We start from the raw sequence: 25688 nt of genomic DNA, 5'->3' as shown, positions 1-25688 counted from the left end.
TCGTAAAGCTTTTCTTAAATTCGGATAACGGCATTTGAAGCCAACCCAATCCTGACGCTTATATAAGCCTGCGCTCGATCAAGCCGAGCCCGCAGACCCGAACTCGTGGATTGAACGGCGATTGCCACCGCACAGGAATTCAGCATGATACGGCGTGCCCTCCTCATCTCCTCTGCCCTGGCATTCGCAGCCCTTCTCGCAGCCTGCAGCGACAGTGGCTCCAAGCCCGCCGGCAATGCGGGTGCAGGCGCGGCGCAGCAGGCTGCCCCCGTCGGCGTCATCACGCTGACCAAGGGCAGCTTCCCGATCACCACGATCCTGCCCGGCCGCGCCGAGACATATCAGACCGCCGATATCCGGCCGCAGGTTAGCGGCCTGATCCGCGAGGTCGCCTTTAAGGACGGCGGCGAGATCAAGAAGGGCGACCTTCTCTACCAGATCGAGGATGCACCCTATATCGCTGCCGTCGAGCAGGCCAAGGCGGCGATCTCCAAGGCGCAGGCCAGCGTGCCGAGCGCTGAAAGCAATCTCGACCGCTACCAGCGCCTCGTCGGCAGCGGCGCCACCCAGATCGAATTCGAAACGGCCAAGACGACGCTGCTCCAGGCCAAGGCCGAAGTCGAGTCGGCGAAGGCCTCGCTTTCCGCTGCACAGATCGACCTCGACCACACCAGGATCGTCGCCCCTTTCGATGGCATCATCGACCAGACGGCCGTCAATGTCGGCAACGTCGTCTCGGCCAACCAGACGACGGCGCTGACGACGATCCGCCAACTCGATCCGATCTACATCTCGCTGACGGAATCGAGCACCAACCTCTTGAAGCTGCGCGATGCGATGGCCGCCGGCGACATCAAGGGCGAAGCCAATGTCGTCTTCCACCTGATCCTCGAAAACGGCAAGGAATACAACCAGCAGGGCAAGCTCGACATGTCGAAGCAGGTGGTCAGTGAGACCACAGGCACCTTCATCATTCGTGTGCTCTTTCCCAATCCCGACCGTATCGTGCTGCCCGGCATGTATGTCCGCGCAACGGTCGAGCTCGGCGCCGAGGCCGGTTATGCGCTGCCGCAGCTGGCGACGAGCCGTGACGCCAACGGCCGGCTGACGGCACAGTTCATTTCCGCCGACGGCAAGGTCGAAACCCGCGCCTTCGAGAACAGCTCGCCCTCCAACAATTCCTGGCTCGTGACCGAAGGCATCAAGGACGGCGATCAGCTGATCGTCAGCGGCCTGCAATCGATCACCTCAGGCATGCCGGTGAAGCCGGTCCCGATGAAGATCAACGACACCGGCGTGGTCGTGGCTGCCGAGCAGCCCGCGGCCGGTGACGCGCAGAAGCCCGCAGCGAAGTAATCGCCGCGGGCCCGCATCGTCACCGTCTCAGCCGCACAGGAATAACCGATGGCCAAGTTTTTCATCCGACGTCCGATTTTCGCCTGGGTCATTGCGATCACCATCATGCTCGCCGGCCTGTTGGCGATTTTCACGCTGTCGATCTCGCAATATCCCGACATCGCCCCGACGACGGTTCGCATCAACGCCACCTATCGCGGCGCCAGCGCCGAGACTGTCGAGAAATCGGTGACGACGATCATCGAGGACGGTATGACCGGCCTCGACGACCTCACCTACATGACCTCGACCTCATCGACGGGTTCGGCCAGCATCCAGCTCACTTTCGGGACGAGCGCCGACCCCGATATCGCCCAGGTGCAGGTGCAGAACAAGCTGCAGCTGGTTCAGTCGCAGCTTCCAAGCGACGTCATCGATGCTGGCATCAGCGTCACCCGCTCGACCTCGAGCATCCTTCTCGTCGGCTCGCTCGTTTCGACCGACGGTAAGCGCAACTCCGTCGACCTCGGCAATATCATGTCGACCTCGATCGAGGATCAAATCCAGCGCCTGGAAGGCGTCGGCAGCATCAATGTCTTCGGTTCGGGATATGCCATGCGCGTCTGGCTCGATCCGTTCAAGCTGCTGAAATACCAGTTGACGCCGAGCGACGTGACATCTGCCATCCAGGCGCAGAACACCCAGGTTTCCGTCGGTTCGCTCGGTGCCCAGCCGACGATCCCCGGCCAGCAGATCAACTTCACCATCACCGCCCAAAGCCAGCTGACCACCGTCGCCGATTTCGAGCACATCATCCTGAAGGTCGAAAAGGACGGCGCGACGGTGCGCTTGAGCGACGTCTCGCGCATCGAGATCGGGCAGGAAAGCTACGGCGGCAGTTCGCGCTACAACGGCCAGCCGTCGACCGGTTTCGCCGTCAATCTTGCAATCGGCGCCAACGCCATCGATACCGCCGCCCGTGTGCGCTCCGCGCTCGAGGTTATCGGCCGCGGCCTGCCGGCAGGTGTCGAGATCACCTATCCCTACGACACCACGCCCTTCGTGGAACTGTCGATCGAGAAGGTCGTGCACACGCTGATCGAGGCGATCGTGCTCGTCTTCGTGGTGCTGCTCGTCTTCCTGCAGAATCTCCGGGCGACGCTGATCCCGACGATTGCCGTTCCCGTGGTGCTGCTCGGCACCTTCGGGGTGCTGGCGGTCACCGGCTATTCGATCAATACCTTGACGATGTTCGCCATGGTGCTGGCGATCGGCCTTCTCGTCGACGACGCCATTGTCGTCGTCGAAAACGTCGAACGCATCATGTCCGAAGAAAAGCTTTCGCCGCTCGAAGCGACGGAAAAATCGATGGGCGAGATCACCGGCGCCATCGTCGGCATCGCGCTCGTCCTCACCGCCGTCTTCATTCCGATGGCCTTCTTCGGCGGTTCGACCGGCATCATCTATCGCCAGTTCTCGATCACCATCGTCTCGGCCATGCTGCTGTCGGCGCTCGTCGCCCTCGTGCTGACGCCCGCACTTTGCGCCACGATGCTGAAGCCGGTCGGCGAACACCGGAAGCACCGCGTCGGCGACTGGTTCAACCGCAACTTCACGCGCTCGACCAACGGCTATATCAGCACCATCGGCTATCTGCTGAAGCGTCCGATCCGCGTCATGCTGGTCTTCCTTCTGGTCGGCGCCGGCTGCGCCTATCTCTTCACCCGCCTGCCGAGCTCCTTCCTGCCGCAGGAAGACCAGGGCGTGCTGCTGACCATCGTCACCACGCCGCCGGGCTCGACCACGCAGCAGACCCAGGCAGTCGTCGAAAAGGTCGAGAAATACTATCGTGAAAACGAGAAGGACGCCGTCGATTCCGTGTTCGGCGCGCTCGGCTTCGGCTTCAGCGGTTCCGGCCAGAACAGCGCCATCGTCTTCACCAAACTCAAGGATTTCTCGCTGCGCACCGATCCGACGCTGAGCGCCCAGTCAGTCGTCAACCGTGCGCTTGGCAATTTCTTTGCGATCCGCGAGGCGCAGGTCTTCGCGTTGCTGCCGCCGGCGATCCAGGGTCTCGGGGTGTCGAGCGGCTTCTCCATGTATCTCGTCGACACCGGCGGCCACGGCAACGACGCCCTGACGGCCGCCTCCAAGCGGCTGATCCAGATGGGCAATAGCTCGGGCAAGATCGTGGCGCTGCGCAGCAGCAACAAGGAAGTCGAGCCGCAAATGCGCATCGTGCTCGATCAGGAAAAGATCGGCGCCATGGGCGTCGACATCGCCTCGGTCAATTCGATGCTGTCGATCATTTTCACCGGCCGTGACGTCAACGACTTCACGCTGAACGGCGAGATCAAACCGGTCTACGTCGAGGGCGATGCGCCCTTCCGCATGCAGCCGAGCGACCTCAACCACTGGTACGCCCGCAACAATGACGGCGAAATGGTGCCCTTCTCCGCCTTTACCCGCACGGAATGGGTGAAGGGCGCGCCCTCGCTTGCCCGCTTCAACGCCGTCAGCGCCATTCCGCTCGACGGCGCTTCCGCACCCGGGGTTTCTTCCGGCGATGCGATGAACGAAATGGAAGCACTGACCAATCAGCTCGGCGGCGGTTATACGGTCGCCTGGCAGGGCATCTCCTATCAGGAGCGGCTGTCCGGTTCGCAGGCGCCGATGCTCTACGCGATCTCGGTACTGGTCGTCTTCCTCTGCCTGGCAGCGCTTTACGAAAGCTGGTCGATCCCCTTCTCGGTGATCATGGCAGTGCCTGTCGGCATCCTCGGGGCGCTGACGGCGGCAACCGTCTTCGGTCAGGCAAACGACGTCTATTTCAAGGTCGGCTTGCTGACCACCATCGGGCTGGCGGCGAAGAACGCCATTCTGATTGTCGAATTCGCCAAGGACCGCATGGAAAGCGGCATGGGGCTCCACGAGGCGACATTGGAAGCGGCGAGATTGCGGCTGCGGCCGATCATCATGACCTCGCTTGCCTTCATTCTCGGCGTCGTGCCGCTGGCGATCGCGACAGGCGCGGGCTCGGCGGCACAGAATGCCATCGGCATTGGCGTTCTCGGCGGCATGCTAGCGGCGACGATGCTCGGAATTTTCTTCGTGCCGTCGTTTTTCGTCGTCATTCGACGCATCTTTGCCACACGCGCCAAAAATGCGGCAGGACTGTGATATAAATGCACTGTGATAATGCTGTTGCCGTTGCTACATTGCGCCCGACTGCTTCGGAAGGTGTTTTTGGTAGAACGAGGCGCGGCGGCCGTAAGTGAAGCATGAAGCTTCGGACAAGAATTGACTTGCTCGAGTACAGGATGAAATGAATGGTATCTCTTCGTTTTGCCACACCGGCATTATTGTTATTGTTGTCGGGCTGCGTTGTGGGCCCGGATCATGTTCCTCCTGAGATGCCGCTGCCCGCCAAATTCGGAGAAGGTGGAACCAAGAGCGATGGCGATGTTACCACCGTGGCCTGGTGGAGCGCCTTCAAAGACCGCAAGCTGGACGGCCTCGTCCAGTCCGGCCTCGACCAGAACCTGTCAGTCCAGCAGGCGATCGAACGCATAAATGCGGCTTCCGCCAACGTCACCGTCGCAGGAGCAGGCGCCCTGCCGAACCTGACCGTCGGCGCCTCGCACACGGTCAGCGGCCAGAGGGGCGAGCTGCGCACGCAGTTCGACACGCGCAACACCAGCGGCGGCGAAGCACAGCTGACCTGGCTGCTCGATATTTTCGGCCTCTACAAGCGCAACACCGAGAGCGCTCTCGCTTCGCTCGATTCTGCTTACGCATCGGCAGATGTTGCCAAGCTGACCCTCGTGCAGGACCTCGTTTCGAGCTATATCGACGTTCGTTATTATCAGCAGCGCCTGGCGCTTTCGAAGGCCAACCTGAAGTCCCGTCAGGAAACCTACGAACTGACCAAGTTCCAGCTGGAAGCCGGGGCAGCCTCGCGTCTCGACGTCGTTCAGGCCGAAGGCCTGGTGCAGTCGACGCTCGCCGAAATTCCCGGCCTCGAAACCAACATCCGCATTTCGGCCCATCACATCGCCACGCTGCTTGGCCTGCCGGCTGCAACCCTTGTCGATGATCTGCTGAAGGGCTATGGCCAGCCGGTATTCCGCGGCGGCATCACCTCCGGCATCCCGGCCGATCTGATCCGCAACCGTCCCGACATCCGTGTGGCGGAACGCGACCTCGCTGCCGCAACGGCACTGATCGGCGTCGCCCAGGCGCAGCTCTATCCGAGCATCTCGCTCAGCGGCTCGATCTCGCCGGCCTACATCAACCAGCGTGGCATCCATGGCGGCCTGACGCCCTGGTCCTTCGGCCCCACCCTCAACCTGCCGATCTTCGATGGCGGTACCCTGCGCGCCGGCGTCAAGACGGCGCAGTCCAATGCCGCAGCGGCCTATCTCAACTGGAAGTCAACGGTGCTGACCGCGATCGAACAGGTCGAGAATGCACTTTCGGCTGTCCGTCGCGACGCCCGCACGGTTTCGGCGCTTCAAGCCCAGGTGAAGACCACGCAGGAAACGCTCGAACTTTCGACCGCATCCTACAAGGACGGTGCCTCTTCGCTGCTCGACGTTCTCGACGCCCAGCGCCAGGTTTCGCTCGCCCAGGCAAGCCTTGCCGCAGCCGTCCAGCAGATGGCCAAGGACTACGTGTCGCTGAATATCGCAATCGGCGGTGGCTTCGCCCCCGGCGGCAAGACGACCGCACCGGCGGCGAAGGTTGTGGCCGTCAAGGGCTGACAACTGCTTCAATCGACCTGAAAGTACAAAGCCTCGCGATCATCTCGCGGGGCTTTTTCTTATCTGCCGCGTGCCGTAGCCGAATAATTGCGCATAGGATGAATTCGGATTCGACAGGCGGGAAAAGCTGAGCTATCACTTTGATTAAACGATTAATCAGAGTGATCGTCGATCATGGCAGCACCGCGCCCGGGACCGAACCTCAGCAGGATAGCAACGTCGCTCGGCGTCTCCGTCGCCACGGTCTCCAATGCGCTTTCCGGCAAGGGCCGGGTGTCCGGCCAACTGGTCGAAAGGATCCGTGAGCATGCAGCCGAACTCGGTTACGTCCCGAGCCAGGCCGGGCGGGCGCTACGGACCGGCCGCAGCGGCGTCCTCGGCCTGGTGCTGCCCGATATCGCCAATCCGCTGTTCCCGAAGATCGCGCAGGCGATCGAATTTGCTGCCTCCGCCGCAGGTTACGGCGTGTTGATCGCCGATTCCCGCGGTGATGTCGCCGCCCAGACGGAGGCGATCAACCGGCTGGTCGAGCGCGGCGTCGACGGCATGGTCGTCATCCCCCGCCGCGCCACCCGCATTTCGTCCGCCGCCTGTCCGGTCGCCGTCATCGACACTCCCTCGACGCCTGGAAACACCGTTGCCGCCGACCATTGGCAGGGCGGCCATGAAATCGCCGGCCACCTCGCAGGCCTCGGCCATCGCCGTATCCTCATCATCGGCAACAATCAGGAATCCAACGTCCAGAACGACCGTGCCGGCGGCATTCGCTCCGGCATGCGCCCGGGCATGCATTCGGAAACGCTGTGGATCGACAGGCTGGAGCAGGAGAACGGCAGCGGCTGCCCGCTCGGCCTCGCCGAAAAAGTCGGCCAAGGTTTCACCGCTTTCGCGGCCCTCTCCGACCTGCAGGCGCTGCGGGCGCTGACGGAGTTGCAGCAGGCAGGCATCAACATTCCCACTGACGTCAGCGTCACCGGCTTCGACGACCTCATCTGGTCGCCTGTTGTCACACCGTCGCTGACGACGGTCCGGATGGACATGGATAGGATTGCCGGGATCGCCGTGTCGGCGCTGGTGGATACCATAAGAACAAGCAGCATCCGGGAGGGCGTGCTCGTTACCGCGGAGATCGAACGCGTCGCCATGCAGCTGATCGTCCGCCAATCATCCGGGCCTGCGAACCCGGCACCAAGAACCTCAGAGATGGAGAACATGTAAGATGAAAAAAGCTCTCATTGCCTCGGCAGCCCTCGCCGCCCTATGCCCGCTCGCCGCTGCCGCAGCAGAACGGACGCTGACGATTTCCGTCTATGCCTTTGCGCAGGACGATTTCAAGACGCTGGTCTATGATCCGTTCGAAGCCAAATGCGGCTGCAAGCTGGTGGTCGAGACCGGCAACAGCGTCGAGCGTCTGGCCAAGATGGAGGCGAACAAGGCCAACCCCGTCGTCGATCTCGCGGCCGTTTCCATGGCCGATGCGCTGGCCGCGTCGCGCGCCGGCCTGATCGACAAGATCGATACCGCGAAGCTTGCCGATTTCGCCAAGCTCTATGACGTCGCCAAGGATCCGAACGGCGACGGCATGAGCGTCGGTTACACCTTCTACGCCACATCGATTGCCTATCGCTCCGACAAGATGAAGATCGACTCCTGGGCCGATCTATTGAAGCCGGAATATGTCGGCCACGTCGCCTTTCCGAACGTGACCACCAATCAAGGCCCGCCGGCGCTCTATATGCTCGGCCTGGCGCTCGGCAAGGACACGCCGGATCTGAAGGGACCGATCGAAGCGCTGGGCGAGAAGAAGGACGAGATCGTCACCTTCTACGAAAAGTCCTCGCAGCTGGTGCAGCTGATGCAACAGGAAGAGATCTGGGCAGCGCCGATCGGCCGTTTCTCCTGGGCCGGTTTCACCAAGCTCGACGTCCCGGTCGCCTGGGCGACGCCGAAGGAGGGCCAGACCGGCGGTATGAACGTGCTGGTGCTGACCAAGGGCTCGAAGAACCAGGATCTCGCTTTGCAGTTCATGGACTTCTGGCTCTCGACCAAGATCCAGACCAAACTCGCCGAAAAGCTGGTCGACAGCCCGGCAAACAGCGAGGTCAAACTTTCCGAAACCGCCGCCAACAACCTCACCTATGGCGAGGAAACGGCCAAGAGCCTCAAGCTCATCCCATCCGCCGTCGCCCTCGACAATCGCGCCGGCTGGCTGAAGACGTGGAACGAGAAGGTCGGCCAGTAAGGCCCGCGTGAAAACTGGCCCCGGCGCCTCTGCCGGGGCCTCACTCTTGTCCACTCGAAAGGCGCCTCATGTTCCAGAACCGCGCAGAAGCCCTGGCGCTTGCCTTGCCGGCAGCCATCTTTGCGACCGTGGTCTTTCTGTTGCCCGTTGCGATCCTCTTGTCGGAGGGCTTCCGCGCCGGCAGCGCCTGGAGCCTGTCGGCCTATGCCGATTTCTTTTCCCAGACGTTGAACCGCACCGTTTTCCTGCGCACGTTCCGGCTCGGCCTCGAAGTCACCGCCGTTTCCGCGGTCATCGGTTATGCCGCAGCCTTTGCCATCGTCAACCTGCCGGCGAACGGCAAGGGCCGGATGATCGGCCTCGTGACCCTGCCGCTGATGATCTCTCCGGTGGCCCGCACCTATGCCTGGATCGTCATTCTCGGCCGCACCGGCATCGTCAACCAGGCGATAACAGGCCTGGGTCTCAGCGCCGAGCCGCTACGGCTGCTGTTCACCGAGACCGCCGTCTTCATCGGCCTCCTACAGCTCTTCCTGCCGCTGATGATCCTGTCTCTGATCAGCGCGCTCGAAAACATGCCGAAGGATGCGATTCCGGCTGCTCGCGTGCTCGGCGCCAACTGGTTCCAGGTCTTCTGGAAAGTCATCCTGCCGCTCACCAGGGAAGGCCTCGTCGTCGGCGGCACGCTTGTCTTCACCGGATCGCTGACCGCCTATATCACCCCCGCCGTGCTCGGCGGCTCCAAGGTGCTGATGCTGGAAACGCTGATGTACCAGCAGGTTTCCGTCGCCAATGATTTCGTTTCGGCAAGCGTCATCGCCTTCATCCTGATCGTCATGAGCTTTGCCGCCAACATTCTGCTGAAACGCCTTGCGACGGCGAGGAACCGCCGATGACACTGCGCCTGTTTTCGCCCATCGTGCTTTTCCTGCTGCTGGTCTTCCTGATCGGCCCGTTCCTGATCATCATCGCCGCTTCGCTATCATCAGGCGATACGCTGGCCTTCCCGCCGCAGGGCCTATCGCTGCGTTGGGTGATGAAGGTCTTCACCATCGAGAGCTTCCGCGACAGCTTCGCCATGTCGATGTTCCTCGCCGTCTTCGGGACGCTCGCAGCCCTCCTCCTCGGCATCCCGGCCGCCTACGCCCTCTCCCGCTACAAGCTGCCCGCGGCCGAGATCGTCCGCACCATCGTCTCGCTGCCGATCATCGTCCCCGGCATCATCGTCGGCCTGGCACTGCTGCGTTATCTCGTCGTGCCTTTCGGCTTCAATATCACGCTCGCGCTCTTCTTCGCCCATACGGCCCTGGTGCTGCCCTATGCCGTGCGCGTCGTCTCGGCGAGCCTCGACAATCTGCGCTCGGACATCGAGGAGGCCGCCGTCCTGCTCGGTTCCTCGCGGCTCGGCGCCTTCTTCCGTGTGGTGATGCCGAATATCCGCGGCGGCATCCTTGCCGCCTTCATCCTCGGCTTCGTCACCAGCTTCAATCAGGTGCCCGTCTCGCTCTTCCTGTCCGGTCCCGGCGTCCGCACGCTGCCGATCGACATGCTGGGTTACATGGAAACCACCTACGATCCTTCCATCGCGGCGCTCTCCGCCCTTCTCGCCTTTCTCTCGATCGGCATCGTCTTTCTCGCCGAACGCTTCCTGGGATTCTCGCGCTATGTCTGATGCCTATCTTCAACTCGACAAGCTGACCCTTGCCTATGGCGACACGGTCGCGGTGCGGGACCTCGACCTCGCGATCGGTAAAGGTGAGCTGGTGGCGCTTCTCGGCCCCTCCGGCTGCGGCAAGACGACGACGATGCGCGCCATTGCCGGCCTGCTGACGCCCGCCGCTGGCCGCATCCGCCTCGACGGCGCTGATATCACCCGCGTCTCGGCCAACAAACGCGCCGTTGGCCTCGTCTTCCAGTCCTATGCCCTCTTCCCGCATCTGACGGTCTATGAGAACGTCGCCTTCGGCCTGCGTCTCAAGGGCATCTCAGGTCAGGATCTCGATGCCCGCGTCGGCGCCGGCCTGAAATCCGTCGGGCTCTCGGCTTTTTCCGGCCGCAAGCCCGCCGAACTCTCCGGCGGCCAGCAGCAGCGGGTGGCGCTCACCCGTTCGATGGTGATGGAGCCGAAGGTGCTGTTGCTCGACGAGCCGCTCTCCAATCTCGATGCCCGCCTTCGCCTTGATATGCGCGCCGAATTGCAGCGCGTGCAGAAAGAGACCGGCGTCACGATGATCTTCGTTACCCACGACCAGGTGGAGGCCTTGGCGCTTGCCGACCGCATCGTCGTGATGCTGAACGGCGGTATCGAACAGATCGGTACGCCGGAAGAGATCTACAACAATCCGGCCTCGGCCTTCGTCGCCGATTTCGTCGGCTTCGAGAATGTCTTCGCGCTGGAGGATGGAAAGCTTGCGACGCCGAATGGGCCGGTCGGACTTTCCGGCCCGGCGCCGGAAGCCGCAGCCGGCCTCGCCTGGCGTCCACGCATGGTGACCCTTGGCTCCGGTGCTTTCCAGGGCACCGTGCGCGGCACGTCTTTCGCCGGCAACACCCGCGAATACCTGCTCGACACTCCGCTCGGCCCGATCAAGGCCGAGATCGATGCAGGCCTGCCACCGCACGAGATCGGCAGCCCGCTTAGCTTTGATCTGCCGGTTGCCGGCGCGGCAAGCCTCAAACGGTTCGGGTGAAATCATGGGCGTTTGGATCGACACAGACATGGGATTCGACGACATCGCCGCCATTCTGGTGGTGGGACAGTCGGAATTCGAAATCGACGGTGTATCGCTGGTCTTCGGCAATACGCCGCTGGCGCAGGTGAGGATAAACGCCGCGGGCGCCGCCAGCGCCTTCGGCTGGACGTTCCCCATCCACACCGGCCGCGCCATGCCCGTGCTCGGCAAGCTGGAAACCGCTCAGGCGATCCTCGGCGAAACCGGCATCCCGACATCAGGCAGGAGCCTGCCGCAGGCGGCTAACCTTGCCGAAAGCGATGCCTTCGCAGCACTCTGCCGCTGGCTGGAGCGCAAAGGCCAGCACCGCATCCTGGCGCTTGGCCCGCTGACCAACGTCGCCGCCGTGGCGCTCGCCCGGCCGGATCTTGCTGCCCGCATCACCGAGCTCGTCTGGATGGGCGGCGGCGTCACGTCAGGCAACCATACGGCCTCCGCCGAGTTCAACGCGCTCGCCGATCCCGAAGCCCTCTCGATCGTCATCGCCCATGGCCTGCCGTTGCGCATAGTCGATCTCGACCTCTGCCGCAGGGTGCTGGCCAGGCCCGAAGACGCCGAGCCGGTGCGCAATGCCGGCGGCGCCAATGCCGAGCTGATCGCCGATATGTTTTCGGGTTATATCCGCATCGGCACCAGTCGCGGCCGCCCGGCCATGGCGATTTACGATCCTTGCGCCGCCGTCGCCTTCGTCGCTCCGGATATCGTCAGCTTCCGCCCTGCCCGTATCGACGTCGAGCTGCAGGGCGCCTTGACCCGTGGCCGCACCGTCATCGAGACCCGCGCCACGCATGCCACCTTCAATGCTCAATTCGCTGCCGACATCGATGCCGACATGGCGCGTGTCATCATTCTCGCTGCCCTGGTCAACGAGGCCCGCAAATGAACGTCACCGCTCGCCAAGAACCCGCCGATCTCAACGATCCCGCCTTGCGTGCCCGCGCCGTCACCGCTGCGCGCGGCGATGCCCCCTTCGACATGCTGATCACCGGCGGCAGGCTGCTCGATCCGGTGACGGGCCTGATCCGGCATGCCGATATCGGCCTCGTCGGCGCGCTGATATCAAGCGTCCATGCCCCGGCAAGCCGCACGGATGCCGTCGAGATCATCGATGCGGCGGGCAGTATCCTGACGCCCGGCCTGATCGACACGCACATGCATATCGAAAGTTCGATGGTGACACCGGCCGAATATGCGAGCGCCGTCTTGCCACGCGGCGTCACCACCATCGTCTGGGATCCGCATGAATTCGGCAACGTCCATGGGCTCGACGGCGTGCGCTGGGCGATCGAGGCGGCGCGCAGCCTGCCGCTGCGTATGATCCTTCTCGCGCCCTCCTGCGTGCCCTCCGCGCCGGGCCTGGAACTTGCCGGCGCCGATTTCGATGCCTCCATGATCACCGAGATGCTGCACTCCTCCGCCATCGGCGGCGTCGCCGAAGTGATGAATATGCGCGGCGTCATCGACGGCGATCCGCGCATGACTGATATCGTCAATGCCGGCCTTGCAGCCGGCAAGCTCATCTGCGGCCATGCACGCGGCCTCGAAGGCGCCGATCTCAACGCCTTCATGGCATCGGGTATCACCTCCGACCACGAACTTACCTCCGGCGCCGATCTCCTCGCCAAGCTTTCCGCCGGCCTGACGATCGAGCTGCGCGGCTCTCACGACCATCTGCTGCAGGAGTTCGTCGAGGTGCTGAACGGTCTCGGCCACCTGCCCCCGACCGTCACGCTCTGCACCGACGACGTCTTTCCGGACGAACTCCAGGAAGGCGGCGGCCTCGACGACGTCATCAGGCGCCTGGTGCGCTACGGCATGAAGCCGGAATGGGCCATCCGTGCCGCGACCTTCAATGCCGCACAACGTCTGAAGCGCTCCGATCTCGGCCTCGTCGCCGCCGGCCGCCGCGCCGACATCGTGCTCTTCGAAGACCTCGCGGAATTCCGGGCGCGGCTCGTCATATCAGGCGGCCGCATCGTTGCCTGCAACGGCAGCATGCAGGTTGCCGTCCAGCAGATCGATACGGCGCCGCTTGTCAATTCGGTGAAGCTGCCGGCGCTGACCGAGAGTGATTTTCGCATTCCGGCGAAGGGCGAGCGCGTCCGCATCGCCACCATCGACCGCCCGCGCTTCACGCAATGGGGCGAGGCCGAAACCCAGGTCAGGGACGGTTGGGTCGTGCCGCCGGCCGGCAGCGCCATGATTTCAGTCGCCCATCGCCACGGCAAGACCGACGGCATCCCGCGCATCGGCTTCCTCACCGGCTGGGGTGAATGGCGTGGTGCTTTCTGTACCACCGTTTCGCATGACAGCCACAACCTCACCGTCTTCGGCGGCAATGCCGGCGACATGGCGCTCGCCGCCAACGCCGTCATCGCGGCAGGCGGCGGCATGGCTGTCGCCAAGGACGGCAGGATCGAGGCGATGCTGCCGCTGCCGCTCTCCGGCCTGGTGACCGATGCATCGCTGAAGGACACGGCCCTGGCCTTTGCCGGCATCCGCAAGGCGATGGAAAAGATCGTCACATGGAAGCCGCCCTATCTGGTCTTCAAGGCCTGCTTCGGCGCAACGCTCGCCTGCAATGCCGGCCCGCATCAGACCGATCGGGGGATTGCCGATGTGGTAACGGGCAAGGTGCTGGAAAACCCCGTGCTGAAGGTTTTGTAAAAACCAGGGGCGCAAGCTCCGACATGAGGGCGTGCCGTGTGCCCCTTAACGCCTAACCGGTCGAACCATGCGCCGTTGCAGTAAATCCCGGTATGCGTTGTTCGATGAGGTTGTCCGCAGCCAGCCCGTCGGGGCCTGCTGTCATCTTTTTCGGCCTCCGGTTCGGATCATTGTTGCAATTCATTCTTAATTGCACAATAGTCAAAGCAAGGGTCGTCAAGCATTTTTTGCAAATCATTCTGAATCGCAACTTGTTCGACTTTCCGCAGCTTTTGCAATTCGGTCGCAATAGCAGCAAGAGGAGAAATATATGCTCTATAGGGAAAGACGGTCGATTTTGGCCGGAATGATAGGGGTGGCATTCGCAGCCGTGCTGGTTGCCTTTCCCGCCGCTGCCCAACAGACAACCAATTCGAAGTTCAAGGTGGTGACGACCTTCACGGTGATTGCCGACATGGCAAAAAACGTGGCCGGTGATGCCGCGATCGTGGAATCGATCACCAAGCCGGGCGCGGAGATCCACAACTATGCGCCGACGCCGGGTGACATCCAGCGAGCACAAGGTGCACAGCTCATTCTCTGGAACGGCCTCAATCTGGAGCGCTGGTTCGAAAAGTTCTTCCAGAACCTGCACGACGTCCCGGGTGCCGTCGTCTCCGATGGCATCGAACCGATGGGCATCTCGGAAGGCCCCTACGAAGGCAAGCCCAATCCCCACGCCTGGATGTCGCCGAAGAACGCCTTGATCTACGTCGACAATATCCGTGATGCTTTCGCAAAATATGATCCAGCGAATGCGGAGACCTACAAGGCTAACGCCGAGGCCTACAAGCAGAAGATCGAAGCGACGATCACTCCGATCCGCGCCACCCTCGAAAAAATTCCCGAGGACAAGCGCTGGCTGGTTTCAAGCGAGGGCGCCTTTTCCTATCTCGCACGCGATTTCGGGCTGAAGGAACTCTATCTCTGGCCAATCAACGCCGACCAGCAGGGCACGCCCCAGCAGGTCCGCAAGGTGATCGATGCGGTGAAGGAACACCAGATTCCAACCGTTTTCAGCGAAAGCACCGTTTCCGACAAACCGGCCCGGCAGGTGGCGCGCGAAACCGGCGCGCATTATGGCGGTGTCCTCTATGTCGACTCGCTGAGCGAAGCCGACGGCCCGGTGCCAACCTATATCGATCTTCTGCGCGTGACCTCCGATACCGTCGCGAAGGGTCTTGCCGATGGGTTGTCGCAATGACCGTGCTGCTTGGCAATCTTGTCCGTCCCGCATCCTCGGATGCGGGATCGGGGATCACGGTAAAGGATGCGACCGTCACTTACCGCAACGGACATACGGCCCTGAGGGACGCGAGTTTCCAGATCCCCACGGGCACGATCGCCGCGCTGGTCGGTGTCAACGGTTCCGGCAAGTCGACGCTCTTCAAGTCGATCATGGGTTTCGTGCGTCTCGCCAGGGGCCACATTCGCGTGCTTGGCATGCCGGTCGAAGAGGCGCTGCGCAAGAACCTCGTCGCCTATGTGCCGCAATCGGAAGAAGTCGACTGGAATTTCCCGGTGCTGGTCGAGGATGTCGTGATGATGGGGCGCTACGGCCACATGGGCATGATGCGCATCCCGAAGGCCGCGGACCACGAGGCAGTGGCCTCCGCGCTCGCCCGCGTCGCCATGAGCGAGTTCCGCAAGCGCCAGATCGGCGAGCTCTCCGGCGGCCAGCGGAAGCGGGTCTTTTTGGCGCGAGCCCTGGCACAGGACGGCCGGGTCATTCTGCTCGATGAACCCTTTACCGGCGTCGACGTAAAGACCGAGGACCAGATCACCAAGCTCCTGCGCGAACTGCGGGATGAAGGCCGGGTCATGCTGGTCTCCACCCACAATCTCGGCTCTGTGCCGGAGTTCTGCGACCGGACCATTCTGATCAAGGGCACGGTGCTTGCCTACGGCCCGACCGTCGAGACTTTTACGCAGGAAAATCTGGAAAAGACCTTTGGCGGCGTGCTGCGTCATTTCGTGTTCAGCGAAGCGCAGAGCGGCAGGCCAACGTCGATCGGCGTCATAACCGATGATGAGCGCCCCCTGATCATGCAGGGTGGCAAAGCGACCGCCCGGAGGTCCGATAGTGGCAATGGGGGTCGGGAATGATAGCCGACCTCCTGCAGCCCTTCACCTATGAATACATGCTCAATGCCATGTGGGTGTCCGCCCTTGTCGGCGGCGTCTGCGCTTTCCTCTCCTGTTATCTGATGCTTAAAGGCTGGTCGCTGATCGGCGACGCGCTCTCGCACGCGATCGTTCCCGGCGTCGCCGGCGCCTATATGCTCGGACTTCCCTTTTCGATCGGAGCCTTCTTTTCCGGAGGGCTCGCTGCCGCAGCGATGCTTTTCCTCAGCCAGCGCACCAAGTTGAAGGAAGATGCCATCATCGGCCTGATCTTCTCCTCGTTCTTCGGGCTGGGCCTGTTCATGGTTTCGCTCCAGCCTATGGCGGTCAACATCCAGACGATCGTGCTCGGCAACATTCTCGCCATCACGCCCGAGGATACGCTGCAACTCGCCATCATCGGCTTCGTGTCGCTGGCTGTCCTGCTCGTCAAATGGAAGGACCTGATGGTCACGTTCTTCGACGAGAGCCATGCTCGATCGATCGGTCTCAATCCGACCGTTCTCAAGGTCATTTTCTTCACGCTGCTGTCTGCCTCCACCGTTGCGGCGCTGCAGACAGTCGGTGCATTCCTCGTCATCTGCATGGTGGTGACGCCCGGCGCGACCGCCTATCTGCTGACCGACCGCTTCCCGCGGCTGCTTGTGATCGCGGTCATCATCGGGTCGATGACCAGTTTCGTCGGCGCCTATGCGAGTTACTTCCTCGACGGCGCGACAGGCGGCATCATCGTCGTGCTGCAGACGGCCATCTTCCTGATCGCGTTCTTCTTCGCACCCAAACACGGCATGCTGGCGGCACGTAGACGCGCCGCGCAGGCGCTGGAGGCAGCGCCATGAACATGGTCGAGACGCTTCTTTCGCCTTTCCAGTTCGGCTTCATGGTCAATGCGCTGGTGATCTCGGTGCTGGTCGCAATCCCGATGGCGCTGTTGTCCTGCTTCCTGGTTCTGAAAGGCTGGTCTCTGATGGGAGACGCCATCAGCCACGCCGTCTTTCCCGGCGTGGTTATCGCCTATATCGTCGGCATACCGTTTGCGATCGGCGCCTTTGTGGCCGGCATGTTTTGCGCTATCGCCACCGGTTTCCTGAAAGATAACAGTCGTATCAAACAGGATACGGTGATGGGCATCGTTTTCTCCGGCATGTTCGGGCTTGGCCTGGTCCTTTATGTCAAGATCCAGTCCGACGTGCATCTCGATCACATCCTGTTCGGCGACATGCTCGGTGTCTCCTGGCGCGACATCGGCCAGTCGGCCGTCATCGCTGCGATCACGGCTGTCATTCTTGGTGTGAAGTGGAAGGACTTCCTGCTGCACGCCTTCGACCCCGCCCAGGCGAGAGCGGTGGGCCTCAGGATCAACCTGCTGCATTACGGCCTTCTCGCCCTCATCTCGCTGACGATCGTCGGCGCCTTGCAGGCGGTAGGCATCATCCTTTCGATCGCCATGCTGATTGCGCCGGGAGCCATCGCCTTCCTGCTCACCCGCAAGTTCAGCACGATGCTGCTCCTCTCCGTCGCCATTGCCGTGATCGGCTCTTTTGTCGGCGTCTACCTGTCCTTCTTCATCGACAGCGCGCCGGCGCCGACCATCGTGCTTGTGCTGGCGATCGGCTTCGTGTTCGCCTTCATCCATGCCACGCGCGGAACGGCCCGGGTTGAGGAATCGCCGATGGACTGATGGACATCGACGAATGTAACAATTTGAACTGCTGCCTAGTTCCTACAATCGATTCCGGTTTGGGCAATTAGGCAGCAGATAATCAAACCTTCAATTCTCGCTCGACCAGCGCCACCCAATAGGCCGCCCCATATCCCAGCGCTTCATCGTTGAAATCATAGGCCGTGTTGTGATGCAGAGCCCCATCCACTGCCGGGCCGTTGCCGAGCCAGACATAGCAACCCGGCGCATTCTGGGCGAAGAAGGCGAAATCGTCGCCTGCCGTCGACGGCGGAAAGCTTGTCTGCACCCTCCCGCCGAAGACCGAGCCGGCGGCCGTGAGCGCCCGCGCGGTCGCATCCGCGTCATTGATGACGGGCGGAATCCGCCGCTCGAATGCATAGTCCACAGCAATGCCGTACATAGCCGCAGTGCCATGCGCCAATCGTCCGATCTCGGTCTCCAACTGGTCGCGCACATCGGGCGAATAGGCCCGCGCCGTCCCACCGATCTCGACGATATCTGGAATGACGTTCAGCGCCTTCGAGTCGCCCGCCTGCAGGAAACAAGCGCTGACGACGGCCGGTTGCAGCGGATCGATCACCCGTCCGACGATCGTCTGCAGCGATGACAGGAAGGTCCCGGCCGCCGTGATCGGATCGCGGCCGAGATGCGGCTTGGCGCCGTGCGTGCCGGTCCCACGGAAGGTGATGCGCCAGCTGTCGGAGGAGGCAAGCTGCGGCCCCTCGACCACGGCAATCTCATCGACCGCAAGCCCAGGCATGTTATGCAGCCCATAAACCGCGTCGCAGGGGAAAAGCTTGAACAGGCCCTCCTCGACCATCCGCTTTGCTCCGCCTCGCCCTTCCTCGGCCGGCTGGAAGATGAAATGCACCGTGCCGGAAAAATCCTGCGTTGCCGCTAGATGTCGCGCGGCGCCAAGCAGCATCGCCGTATGGCCGTCATGGCCGCAGGCATGCATCTTTCCGGGCACGGTCGATTTATAGGGCCGCTCCGCCATTTCAGGCATGGCGAGCGCATCCATGTCGGCGCGCAGCCCGATCCTGCGTGTGCCGTTGCCGAGCTGCAGCGTGCCGACCACGCCGGTGCCGCCGAGGCCGCGATGCACCGTGATGCCGGCTTCCTCGAGAAGCCTCGCGACGATGCCGCCGGTGCGCTCCTCCTCGAAACCGAGTTCGGGATGGGCGTGCAGGTCGCGGCGCAGGGAGGTCAGAAACGGCAGATCGTCCTGGATCCGGGCGGGAATGCTCATCGCGCAATGCTCCTGGGGCCTGGATATTCTGTCAAACGAAACGGGCGCCCAACCGGCGCCCGCGTCAGATTATCTCTTGTTCATCAACCAGGCAGTAAGTTCAACCCCCAAGAACAGGATGATTTTAGGCCGGCCTAAAATCTGAATCCTTAGGGCATGATGTCGTCCGAAAACTGCTCACACTTTTCGGCATCATGCTCTAGCCCTCCTCGACGAACACCTCCTCACGCTTCTTCTTGACGCTCGGCAGGAAGACGACAATGAGGACGGCGACCGCAATGGCCAGAAGAATGGCGCTGATCGGCCGCGTCACGAAGGTGGTCGGATCGCCGCGCGACAGGATCATGGCGCGCCGGAGGTTTTCTTCGAGCAATGGCCCCAGCACGAAGCCGAGCAGAAGCGGCGCCGGCTCACAGCGAAGCTTCGCCAGCACGTAGCCAATGAGCCCGAAGAAGGCGACGGCATAGAGATCGTAGACGTTGGCATTGACGCTGTAGACCCCGATCGAGCAGAAGGCCATGATGATGGGGAAGAGCACGTAGTAAGGCACGGTCAGGAGCTTCACCCAGAGCCCGATCAGCGGCAGGTTGAGGATGACCAGCATCAGGTTGCCGATCCACATCGAGGCGATGATGCCCCAGAACAGCGCCGGCTGCTCGGTGGCGACGTTCGGACCGGGCACGATGCCCTGGATGATCATCGCCCCGACCATCAGCGCCATGACGGGATTGGCCGGAATGCCGAGCGTCAGCAGCGGAATGAACGAGGTCTGCGCGCCGGCATTGTTTGCCGATTCCGGTCCCGCAACGCCAGCGACCGCGCCTTTGCCGAATTCCTCCGGCGTTTTCGACATCCGTTTTTCCACCGTATAGGAGGCAAAGGCCGCGAGAATGGCACCACCACCCGGCAGGATGCCGAGCGCCGAGCCGATCGCCGTACCGCGAATGACCGGCGCGATCATCTCTTTGAATTCCTGGCGGGACGGCAAAAGGCCGGTGACCTTGGCCATCAGCACCGTGCGTGTCGACTCGCCCTCGAGGTTGCGCAGGATTTCCGCCACCCCGAACACGCCGACGGCAAGCGCCACGAAGTTCAGCCCGTCCGCATATTCACGGATGCCGAGCGTGAAGCGTGGCGTGCCGGTGTAGATGTCGGTGCCGACCAGGCCGAGCAGCAGCCCAAGCGCCACCATTGCCAGCGCCTTGACGATCGAGCCATGCGCGAGCGCGATCGAGGAGACGAGGCCGACGATCATCAGCGAGAAATATTCCGCCGAGCCGAACTGCAGCGCGATTGCGGTCAGCGGCGGTGCGAAGATCGCGACGAGAAAGGTCGAGACCGTGCCGGCAAAGAACGAGCCGAGCGCCGCGATCGCAAGCGCTGCGCCGGCCCGGCCCTTGCGGGCCATCTGGTAGCCGTCGATCGCGGTCACGGCCGAGGAGGATTCGCCCGGCATGTTGATCAGGATCGCCGTCGTCGAGCCGCCGTACTGCGCGCCGTAATAGATGCCGGCGAGCATGATCAGCGAGGAAACCGGCTCAAGCTGGAAGGTGATCGGCAAGAGCATGGCGATCGTCGCCGTGGCGCCGATGCCTGGCAGCACGCCGATCAGCGTGCCGAGCAGCACGCCGATCAAGCAGAAGAGCAGGTTTTCCGGAGTGCCGGCTGTTGCAAAACCGAGCGCGAGATTGCTGAAAAGATCCATCATCGTCTCCTAGAACCGGACCCAGGGGCCGAAGCGCTCGAACGGCAGCCCGAGCCCGTAGCTGAAGACCCCGACCGAAAAGATGGTCAGCAGCAACGACAGCACGATCGCGAGGAACACGTTCATCTTTTGCGATGCGAAGCAGGCGATGAAGGCGGTGAGGAACAGTGACGGCGCGAAGCCGAGCCCGCGCACCGTCAGCCCGAAGAACACCGGCGCCGGCAGGATGAAGAGCATGCCGCGCCAGGCAAACGGGTCGATCGGCTCGCCCTCGACCCGCAGCGCCTGAATGAAGATGATCGCGCCGAGAAGCACGAGCACACCGGCAAGCACCAGCGGGAAATAACCAGGCCCCATGCGCACCGTCGTGCCGAGGTCGAGCCCCAGCGACTGGATGGCGAAGAAAGCGCCGGTCGCGACGAAAAGCGCGCCGCAAATCGCATTGGTGGTATCGAAACTGATGGATTTCATGGTGTCTCCTGGGGAGATGGTTCGTGACGCACTGCTGCTGCGATTGCCCTCATCCGCCTGCCGGCACCTTCTCACCGCATGCGGGGAGAAGGGAAAGTGCTGCAAGCCCTTCGCCCCTTGCCGCCGCTTTAGTGACGCAAGTCCCCTCTCCCCGTTCACGGGGAGAGGGTTAGGGTGAGGGGCTCTTTCGGCATGCCTGGATGAGGATAATCCTCAGTCGGCATATTCGCCAGCGGCCTCGATCACCGTTTTCCAGCGGGCAATCTCGCTTTCGAGCTTGGCCTTCAGCGCAGCCGGCGTCGCATCGGCGTCGGAGGATGGCGCCGTGCCGAGCTCGGCGAAGCGGGCGCCGACATTCGCATCCTTCAGCGCCACCTGCAGCGACTTCGACAGGCGTTCGTTGATCTCAGCCGGCGTGCCCTTCGGCGTATAGATGCCGTGCCAGATGCCGACTTCAAAACCCGGCAGACCGGCTTCGACGGCCGTCGGAATGTCCTTCATCACGTCAAGCCGTTTGGGCGAGGTCACGGCATAGGCCTTGATCGTGCCGCCCTGGATCTGCTTCGTCGTGTTGGTCGTCTGGTCGCACATGACGTCGACCTGACCGCCGAGCAGATCGGTCATGGCAGGGCCGGTCCCCTTGTAGGGAACGGTCGTCAGCGGCGTCTGGATAGCGCTCATGAACATCATGCCGCAGAGGTGCGAGGCCGCACCGATGCCGGCATTGGCGACCGTCACCTTGTCCTTGTTGGCCTTGATATAATCGATCAGCCCCTTGAGGTCGGCCGGCTCCATGTCCTTGCGGGCGACGATCGTCATCGGCACCTCGGTGACGAGGCCGACATAGTCGAAGGCGCCAAGCGTGTCATAGGCGAGCTTGCGATAGAGCGTAGCGCTGGTCGCCATGCCGATATGGTGCAGCAGGATGGTGTAACCGTCGGGATCGGCATTCGCCACGCGGCCAGCGCCGAGCGTGCCGCCGGCGCCGCCGACATTTTCGACGACGATCTGCTGGCCGAGATCCTTCGACATGGATTCGGCGACGAGACGCGCGACGGTATCCGTCGGGCCGCCGGCCGCAAACGGCACGACCATGGTGATGGTGCGCTCGGGATAAGTCTGCGCCGAAGCGGCGCCGGCGAGAAGAGAGACCGCGGCAGCCGCGGTCAGGCCGAGCATGGCCTTCAGAATTTTCATCGTTTCCTCCCTGATGAAATAAGCAAGCCGGCCGACACATCCTCCGCGCCGGTTCGGATAGCCTATTTGCCGCCTGGAAAAATCGACCCGCAATCATTGCATGCGCTTTCGAAAGACGATTTTACGACAGTGCGATGCAGCATGGGTCGATTTGGAAACAAACGGCTCTGGCGGTGGGTGGAAATCCACCCATCGCACCGCCAGATTGCAGCACCGCCCCAGCTCCGAGCTAGCTTTCGGTTGTCAGCATCCGCTTGTCGAGACCATATTTCTGCATCTTTTCGTAGAGGGTCTTCCGGGAAATGCCGAGCGACTCATAGACCGGCCTGAGGCTGCCGCCATGCGCCACCAGCGCGCTGGCAATGACCCCGCGCTCGAATTCAGCGACGCGCTCCGCAAGCACGGTCGCCTCCTCGGCCTGCCGTCCGCCATTGTCGAGACCGAGGACCAGACGGTCGGCGGCATTCCTCAGCTCACGCACATTGCCGGGCCAGTCGCGCTGAGCAATGTCGGAAATCACGTCCGGCGGCACGGCGATCTCGTCGCGGCCGTAGCGGGCCGCCGCCTCCCGCACCAGCTGCAGGAAAAGCAACGGAACATCCGCCCGCCGCTGCGACAGCGACGGTACGTGCAGCGTCGCGACATTCAGCCGATAGAAGAGGTCGGCGCGGAAGCGCCCCGCCGCCACCTCTGCCTCCAGATCGACCTTGCTTGTCGCGATGAAGCGCACGTCGAGCGCCACCACCTCGTTCGAACCGAGCCTGGAGATCACCCGCTCCTGCAGCACCCGCAGGAACTTCGCCTGCAGGTCGAAGGGCATGGAGCCGATCTCGTCGAGCAGAATCGTACCGCCGCGCCCGTGTTCGAATTTTCCGTAACGCGGCCTCACCGCGCCCGGAAAGGCACCCACCTCATGGCCGAAGAGCTCGCTCTCGATCAGGTTTGCCGGCAGTGCGGCACAATTGATCGCGATGAACGGCCGGCTCGCCCGGGCGCTGATGTCGTGGAGCGCCCGCGCCACCACCTCTTTGCCGGCCCCGGTCTCGCCGACGATCAGCGTATCGGCATCGCTCGCCCCGATCGCCCGGATGCGGTAGCGCAGATCCACCATCACCTGCGTGCGCCCCGGCAGCCGCGCCTCGATATCGTCGCGCTTGCCGGCGACCGCTTTCAGCAGCCGGTTTTCGAGCACGAGGCCGCGCCGCTCCATCGCCCGGCGGATGACGCCGGCAAGCATCTCCGGCGTGAACGGCTTCTCGATGAAATCATAGGCGCCTTCGCGCATCGCCTTCACCGCAAGCTGAACGTCGCCGTGGCCGGTGACGAGAATGACCGGCACCTCCGGGTCGAGCTCGCGGATCTTCTGCATCAGCGTCATGCCGTCCATGCCGGGCATACGGATATCGCTGACGACGACGCCGGGAAAGCTGTAGCCGATCAGTTCCAGCACGTGGTCGCCATTCGAATAGGTCTCGACACTGAAGCCGGAGAGCTCCAGCGCCTGCGCCGTCGAACGGCGCAGTTCCTCCTCGTCGTCAACCAGCAGGATCTTCGCATCGTTCATTCCGCTGCCTCCGGCATCAGCCCTGCCGCCGATTGCAGCTCGATGCGGAACACCGCGCCCCCTTCGGGATGATTGGCAGCAGCAAGGCTGCCGCCGAAATCCTTGATGATGTTATAGGAGATCGAAAGCCCGAGGCCGAGCCCCTTGCCGACGCCCTTCGTCGTGAAGAAGGGATCGAAGATACGCTCGGCGATCGCCGCCGGCACGCCGGGTCCATGATCCCGCACAGCCAGCACCACCTTGCCGGCGGCCTCGAAGGCCGAAACCTCGATGCGCCGATCATTCAGCCCTTCCACCGCATCGGCCGCATTCGAGATCACGTTCACCAGCACCTGCTGCAGACGCACCGAACCGGCGCGCACCACCGGCGGACGCGGCCCGAGATCGAGCAGCAGTTCGGCATCTGCCGCCTTCAGCCGCCAGGCGATGATCTCGAGCGTATCGCGTATCGCCTCGTCGAGGGAAACGGGACCGAGCTTCTCGTTCGGCTTGCGGGCGAAGTTGCGCAGGTGCCGGCTGATCGCAGCCATACGGTCGATCAGCCCTCCGATACGCCGAATATTGTCCCGCGCCTCCTCCGTCCGCCCACGGTCGATGAGAACGGAGGCGCTGTCCGTATAGGTCTTGGCGGCGGCGAGCGGCTGGTTGAACTCGTGCGAAAGGGCAGCCGACATCTGCCCCAGCCCGGCAAGCTTGCCCGCCTGGATCAGATCGGCCTGTGTCTGTCGGAGCTGCTGCTCGGTCAGCCGCCGTTCGGCGATTTCTTCTTCTATGCGGCTGTTGACGCGGGCAAGATCGGCTGTGCGCTCCTCGACGCGCCGTTCCAGCTCGTTGCGGGCTTCGGCTTGCATCTGCATGCGCTCGGCAAGTCGCGCCCGCCTCTGGCGCAGAACCGCGACCGCGAGCCCGGCGATGCAGAGGAAGAGAAAGACTGCCGCAAGCGCCGTGCGTGCCTGGGCACGGATGGAACTCGTCTCCATCAGCACGTTCACCGTCCAGTCCTCGGCCGGCATGTAATGCGAGAGCACCAGATATTCGCTCGAGCCGCGCTCGCCGACCAGCGTCATCAGCTCATGCTGTTCGAAGTGGTGACGCGTCACCGGCAGCGCCGCCAGCCTGGCATTGGCATAACGCCGCGACGCCTCGGTGCGGGCGACGCGGTCGGCCGTCAGCGGCAGGATCGCACCATAGAGCCATTCCGGGCTGCCGGACATGAAGATGATGCCCTCCGGATCGGAGACGAAAATCTTGTATTCGCCGCCACCCCAGGAGGATTCGATCATGTCGATATCGACCTTGAAGACGATGACGCCACGAATATCCGCACCGGTCCGGATCGGTGCAGCAAAATAGTAGCCGCGCTTCAGCGAGGTGGTGCCGAGCGCGTAAAACCGTGCCTGCCGGCCTTCGATTGCATCCTGGAAATAGGGCCTGTAGCTGAAATTTTGTCCGACGAAGCTTGCAGGCCCATCGTAATTGCTGGCCGCGATCGTCTCTCCGTCTGGCTTGACCACATAGATATCGGAGGATTTCAGCAGCCCATTGATCTCCTTGAGATAGAGATTGGCCGCATCGCGCAGCGCCGCATCTTCAGGCGCGCTCACCAGTTCCTTGATGTCGTCATGATCGGCGATCAGCGCCGGCAGCGCCTCGTAGCGATTGAGATGACCGCTGAGTGCCGAAACGGCAAGGCGCAGCGCCGTTCCCGCCTGCGCCGAGGCTTCCTCCATATAGGCGCGCGTCGCAATCGCACTCCCATAGGTGAAGAAGGCGAAGATGATCAGCGGCACTACCAGCAACGCCGCTATCGCACGATATTTCGAAGACAGAACCGGCTCCTCCCCTTTTCTGCCTCAACTCCCCAGCGAGGCATACCCAACACCGAGTTTAGAGGGGTGGGTAGGGATTTCCAAGGG

Annotated in this window: 19 protein-coding genes and 1 pseudogene; 14 read left to right on the top strand and 6 right to left on the bottom strand. The window is 62.7% G+C overall.

The genetic code is table 11. From position 1 onward, the window contains the following. Positions 1 to 144 precede the first annotated feature (144 nt). The 14 genes from GR198_RS34585 to GR198_RS34520 all read left to right on the top strand — a co-directional run bounded on the left by GR198_RS34585 (position 145) and on the right by GR198_RS34520 (position 17583). A complete protein-coding gene (locus tag GR198_RS34585) occupies positions 145 to 1356 on the top strand; it encodes an efflux RND transporter periplasmic adaptor subunit (protein ID WP_029872020.1) in 1212 nt (403 codons plus the stop codon). 48 nt (positions 1357 to 1404) lie between these two features. Continuing rightward, positions 1405 to 4515 carry an efflux RND transporter permease subunit gene (locus GR198_RS34580; RefSeq protein ID WP_164070437.1) on the top strand — a complete coding sequence of 1037 codons (3111 nt, stop codon included), beginning with the start codon at positions 1405 to 1407 and terminating at the stop codon, positions 4513 to 4515. A 149-nt stretch (positions 4516 to 4664) separates the two neighbouring features. Next, complete coding sequence (locus tag GR198_RS34575) at positions 4665 to 6098, top strand: efflux transporter outer membrane subunit (RefSeq protein WP_164024114.1); 1434 nt, start codon at positions 4665 to 4667, stop codon at positions 6096 to 6098. Positions 6099 to 6272: 174 nt separating this feature from the next. Further along, positions 6273 to 7316, top strand: coding sequence for a LacI family DNA-binding transcriptional regulator (locus GR198_RS34570; protein ID WP_164024115.1), 1044 nt, complete (start codon positions 6273 to 6275; stop codon positions 7314 to 7316). Between the two features lies 1 nt (position 7317). Further along, positions 7318 to 8340, top strand: coding sequence for an ABC transporter substrate-binding protein (locus GR198_RS34565; RefSeq protein ID WP_164070436.1), 1023 nt, complete (start codon positions 7318 to 7320; stop codon positions 8338 to 8340). Positions 8341 to 8408: 68 nt separating this feature from the next. Then, positions 8409 to 9236, top strand: coding sequence for an ABC transporter permease (locus GR198_RS34560; protein WP_029872015.1), 828 nt, complete (start codon positions 8409 to 8411; stop codon positions 9234 to 9236). Beyond that, positions 9233 to 10012: an ABC transporter permease gene (locus tag GR198_RS34555; protein ID WP_164070435.1), complete on the top strand. Its 780-nt coding sequence runs from the start codon at positions 9233 to 9235 to the stop codon at positions 10010 to 10012. The genes GR198_RS34560 and GR198_RS34555 overlap by 4 nt, the downstream gene beginning before the upstream one ends. Further along, positions 10005 to 11030 carry an ABC transporter ATP-binding protein gene (locus GR198_RS34550; RefSeq protein ID WP_164070434.1) on the top strand — a complete coding sequence of 342 codons (1026 nt, stop codon included), beginning with the start codon at positions 10005 to 10007 and terminating at the stop codon, positions 11028 to 11030. The genes GR198_RS34555 and GR198_RS34550 overlap by 8 nt, the downstream gene beginning before the upstream one ends. A gap of 4 nt (positions 11031 to 11034) precedes the next feature. Beyond that, a complete protein-coding gene (locus tag GR198_RS34545) occupies positions 11035 to 11955 on the top strand; it encodes a nucleoside hydrolase (RefSeq protein WP_164070433.1) in 921 nt (306 codons plus the stop codon). Beyond that, positions 11952 to 13739: an adenine deaminase gene (locus tag GR198_RS34540; protein ID WP_164070432.1), complete on the top strand. Its 1788-nt coding sequence runs from the start codon at positions 11952 to 11954 to the stop codon at positions 13737 to 13739. Before GR198_RS34545 ends, GR198_RS34540 begins: the two co-directional genes overlap by 4 nt. Before the next feature lie 310 nt (positions 13740 to 14049). Further along, positions 14050 to 14982, top strand: a complete 933-nt coding sequence (locus GR198_RS34535; protein WP_029872010.1) for a metal ABC transporter substrate-binding protein — start codon at positions 14050 to 14052, stop codon at positions 14980 to 14982. Continuing rightward, positions 14979 to 15884 carry a manganese/iron ABC transporter ATP-binding protein gene (locus tag GR198_RS34530; RefSeq protein ID WP_003542638.1) on the top strand — a complete coding sequence of 302 codons (906 nt, stop codon included), beginning with the start codon at positions 14979 to 14981 and terminating at the stop codon, positions 15882 to 15884. Before GR198_RS34535 ends, GR198_RS34530 begins: the two co-directional genes overlap by 4 nt. Beyond that, positions 15881 to 16741, top strand: a complete 861-nt coding sequence (sitC, locus tag GR198_RS34525; protein ID WP_204337315.1) for a metal ABC transporter permease — start codon at positions 15881 to 15883, stop codon at positions 16739 to 16741. Before GR198_RS34530 ends, sitC begins: the two co-directional genes overlap by 4 nt. Then, on the top strand, positions 16738 to 17583 hold the full coding sequence (locus GR198_RS34520) for a metal ABC transporter permease (RefSeq protein WP_029872008.1): 846 nt from the start codon (positions 16738 to 16740) through the stop codon (positions 17581 to 17583). The genes sitC and GR198_RS34520 overlap by 4 nt, the downstream gene beginning before the upstream one ends. Positions 17584 to 17665: 82 nt before the next feature. On the opposite strand, the gene GR198_RS34515 is transcribed toward GR198_RS34520, so the two are convergent. The 6 genes and pseudogenes from GR198_RS34515 to GR198_RS34490 all read right to left on the bottom strand — a co-directional run bounded on the left by GR198_RS34515 (position 17666) and on the right by GR198_RS34490 (position 25645). Beyond that, on the bottom strand, positions 17666 to 18835 hold the full coding sequence (locus GR198_RS34515; protein ID WP_164070431.1) for a M20 aminoacylase family protein: 1170 nt from the start codon (positions 18833 to 18835) through the stop codon (positions 17666 to 17668). A gap of 199 nt (positions 18836 to 19034) precedes the next feature. Next, positions 19035 to 20540 (bottom strand): tripartite tricarboxylate transporter permease, encoded by a 1506-nt coding sequence (locus GR198_RS34510; RefSeq protein WP_029872006.1) that lies wholly within the window; start codon positions 20538 to 20540, stop codon positions 19035 to 19037. 9 nt (positions 20541 to 20549) lie between these two features. Beyond that, complete coding sequence (locus GR198_RS34505) at positions 20550 to 21011, bottom strand: tripartite tricarboxylate transporter TctB family protein (RefSeq protein ID WP_029872005.1); 462 nt, start codon at positions 21009 to 21011, stop codon at positions 20550 to 20552. Between the two features lie 213 nt (positions 21012 to 21224). Continuing rightward, positions 21225 to 22208 (bottom strand): tripartite tricarboxylate transporter substrate-binding protein, encoded by a 984-nt coding sequence (locus GR198_RS34500; RefSeq protein WP_029872004.1) that lies wholly within the window; start codon positions 22206 to 22208, stop codon positions 21225 to 21227. 229 nt (positions 22209 to 22437) lie between these two features. Beyond that, positions 22438 to 23772 (bottom strand): sigma-54-dependent transcriptional regulator, encoded by a 1335-nt coding sequence (locus GR198_RS34495; protein WP_029872003.1) that lies wholly within the window; start codon positions 23770 to 23772, stop codon positions 22438 to 22440. Then, positions 23769 to 25645: pseudogene (locus GR198_RS34490) on the bottom strand (sensor histidine kinase). Before GR198_RS34490 ends, GR198_RS34495 begins: the two are co-directional and overlap by 4 nt. Positions 25646 to 25688: the final 43 nt, after the last annotated feature.

The sequence above is a fragment of the Rhizobium leguminosarum genome (genome assembly GCF_010668065.1).
Taxonomy (GTDB): Bacteria; Pseudomonadota; Alphaproteobacteria; order Rhizobiales; family Rhizobiaceae; genus Rhizobium; species Rhizobium leguminosarum_S.
This window is presented reverse-complemented; position numbering and strand designations above follow the sequence as displayed.

Bases quoted from the DNA above. Each gene is read 5' to 3' on its own strand.
- GR198_RS34585 (WP_029872020.1), top strand. From the start codon at position 145: ATGATACGGCGTGCCCTCCTCATCTCCTCTGCCCTGGCATTCGCAGCC.
- GR198_RS34580 (WP_164070437.1), top strand. From the start codon at position 1,405: ATGGCCAAGTTTTTCATCCGACGTCCGATTTTCGCCTGGGTCATTGCG.
- GR198_RS34575 (WP_164024114.1), top strand. From the start codon at position 4,665: ATGGTATCTCTTCGTTTTGCCACACCGGCATTATTGTTATTGTTGTCG.
- GR198_RS34570 (WP_164024115.1), top strand. From the start codon at position 6,273: ATGGCAGCACCGCGCCCGGGACCGAACCTCAGCAGGATAGCAACGTCG.
- GR198_RS34565 (WP_164070436.1), top strand. From the start codon at position 7,318: ATGAAAAAAGCTCTCATTGCCTCGGCAGCCCTCGCCGCCCTATGCCCG.
- GR198_RS34560 (WP_029872015.1), top strand. From the start codon at position 8,409: ATGTTCCAGAACCGCGCAGAAGCCCTGGCGCTTGCCTTGCCGGCAGCC.
- GR198_RS34555 (WP_164070435.1), top strand. From the start codon at position 9,233: ATGACACTGCGCCTGTTTTCGCCCATCGTGCTTTTCCTGCTGCTGGTC.
- GR198_RS34550 (WP_164070434.1), top strand. From the start codon at position 10,005: ATGTCTGATGCCTATCTTCAACTCGACAAGCTGACCCTTGCCTATGGC.
- GR198_RS34545 (WP_164070433.1), top strand. From the start codon at position 11,035: ATGGGCGTTTGGATCGACACAGACATGGGATTCGACGACATCGCCGCC.
- GR198_RS34540 (WP_164070432.1), top strand. From the start codon at position 11,952: ATGAACGTCACCGCTCGCCAAGAACCCGCCGATCTCAACGATCCCGCC.
- GR198_RS34535 (WP_029872010.1), top strand. From the start codon at position 14,050: ATGCTCTATAGGGAAAGACGGTCGATTTTGGCCGGAATGATAGGGGTG.
- GR198_RS34530 (WP_003542638.1), top strand. From the start codon at position 14,979: ATGACCGTGCTGCTTGGCAATCTTGTCCGTCCCGCATCCTCGGATGCG.
- sitC (WP_204337315.1), top strand. From the start codon at position 15,881: ATGATAGCCGACCTCCTGCAGCCCTTCACCTATGAATACATGCTCAAT.
- GR198_RS34520 (WP_029872008.1), top strand. From the start codon at position 16,738: ATGAACATGGTCGAGACGCTTCTTTCGCCTTTCCAGTTCGGCTTCATG.
- GR198_RS34515 (WP_164070431.1), bottom strand. From the start codon at position 18,835: ATGAGCATTCCCGCCCGGATCCAGGACGATCTGCCGTTTCTGACCTCC.
- GR198_RS34510 (WP_029872006.1), bottom strand. From the start codon at position 20,540: ATGGATCTTTTCAGCAATCTCGCGCTCGGTTTTGCAACAGCCGGCACT.
- GR198_RS34505 (WP_029872005.1), bottom strand. From the start codon at position 21,011: ATGAAATCCATCAGTTTCGATACCACCAATGCGATTTGCGGCGCGCTT.
- GR198_RS34500 (WP_029872004.1), bottom strand. From the start codon at position 22,208: ATGAAAATTCTGAAGGCCATGCTCGGCCTGACCGCGGCTGCCGCGGTC.
- GR198_RS34495 (WP_029872003.1), bottom strand. From the start codon at position 23,772: ATGAACGATGCGAAGATCCTGCTGGTTGACGACGAGGAGGAACTGCGC.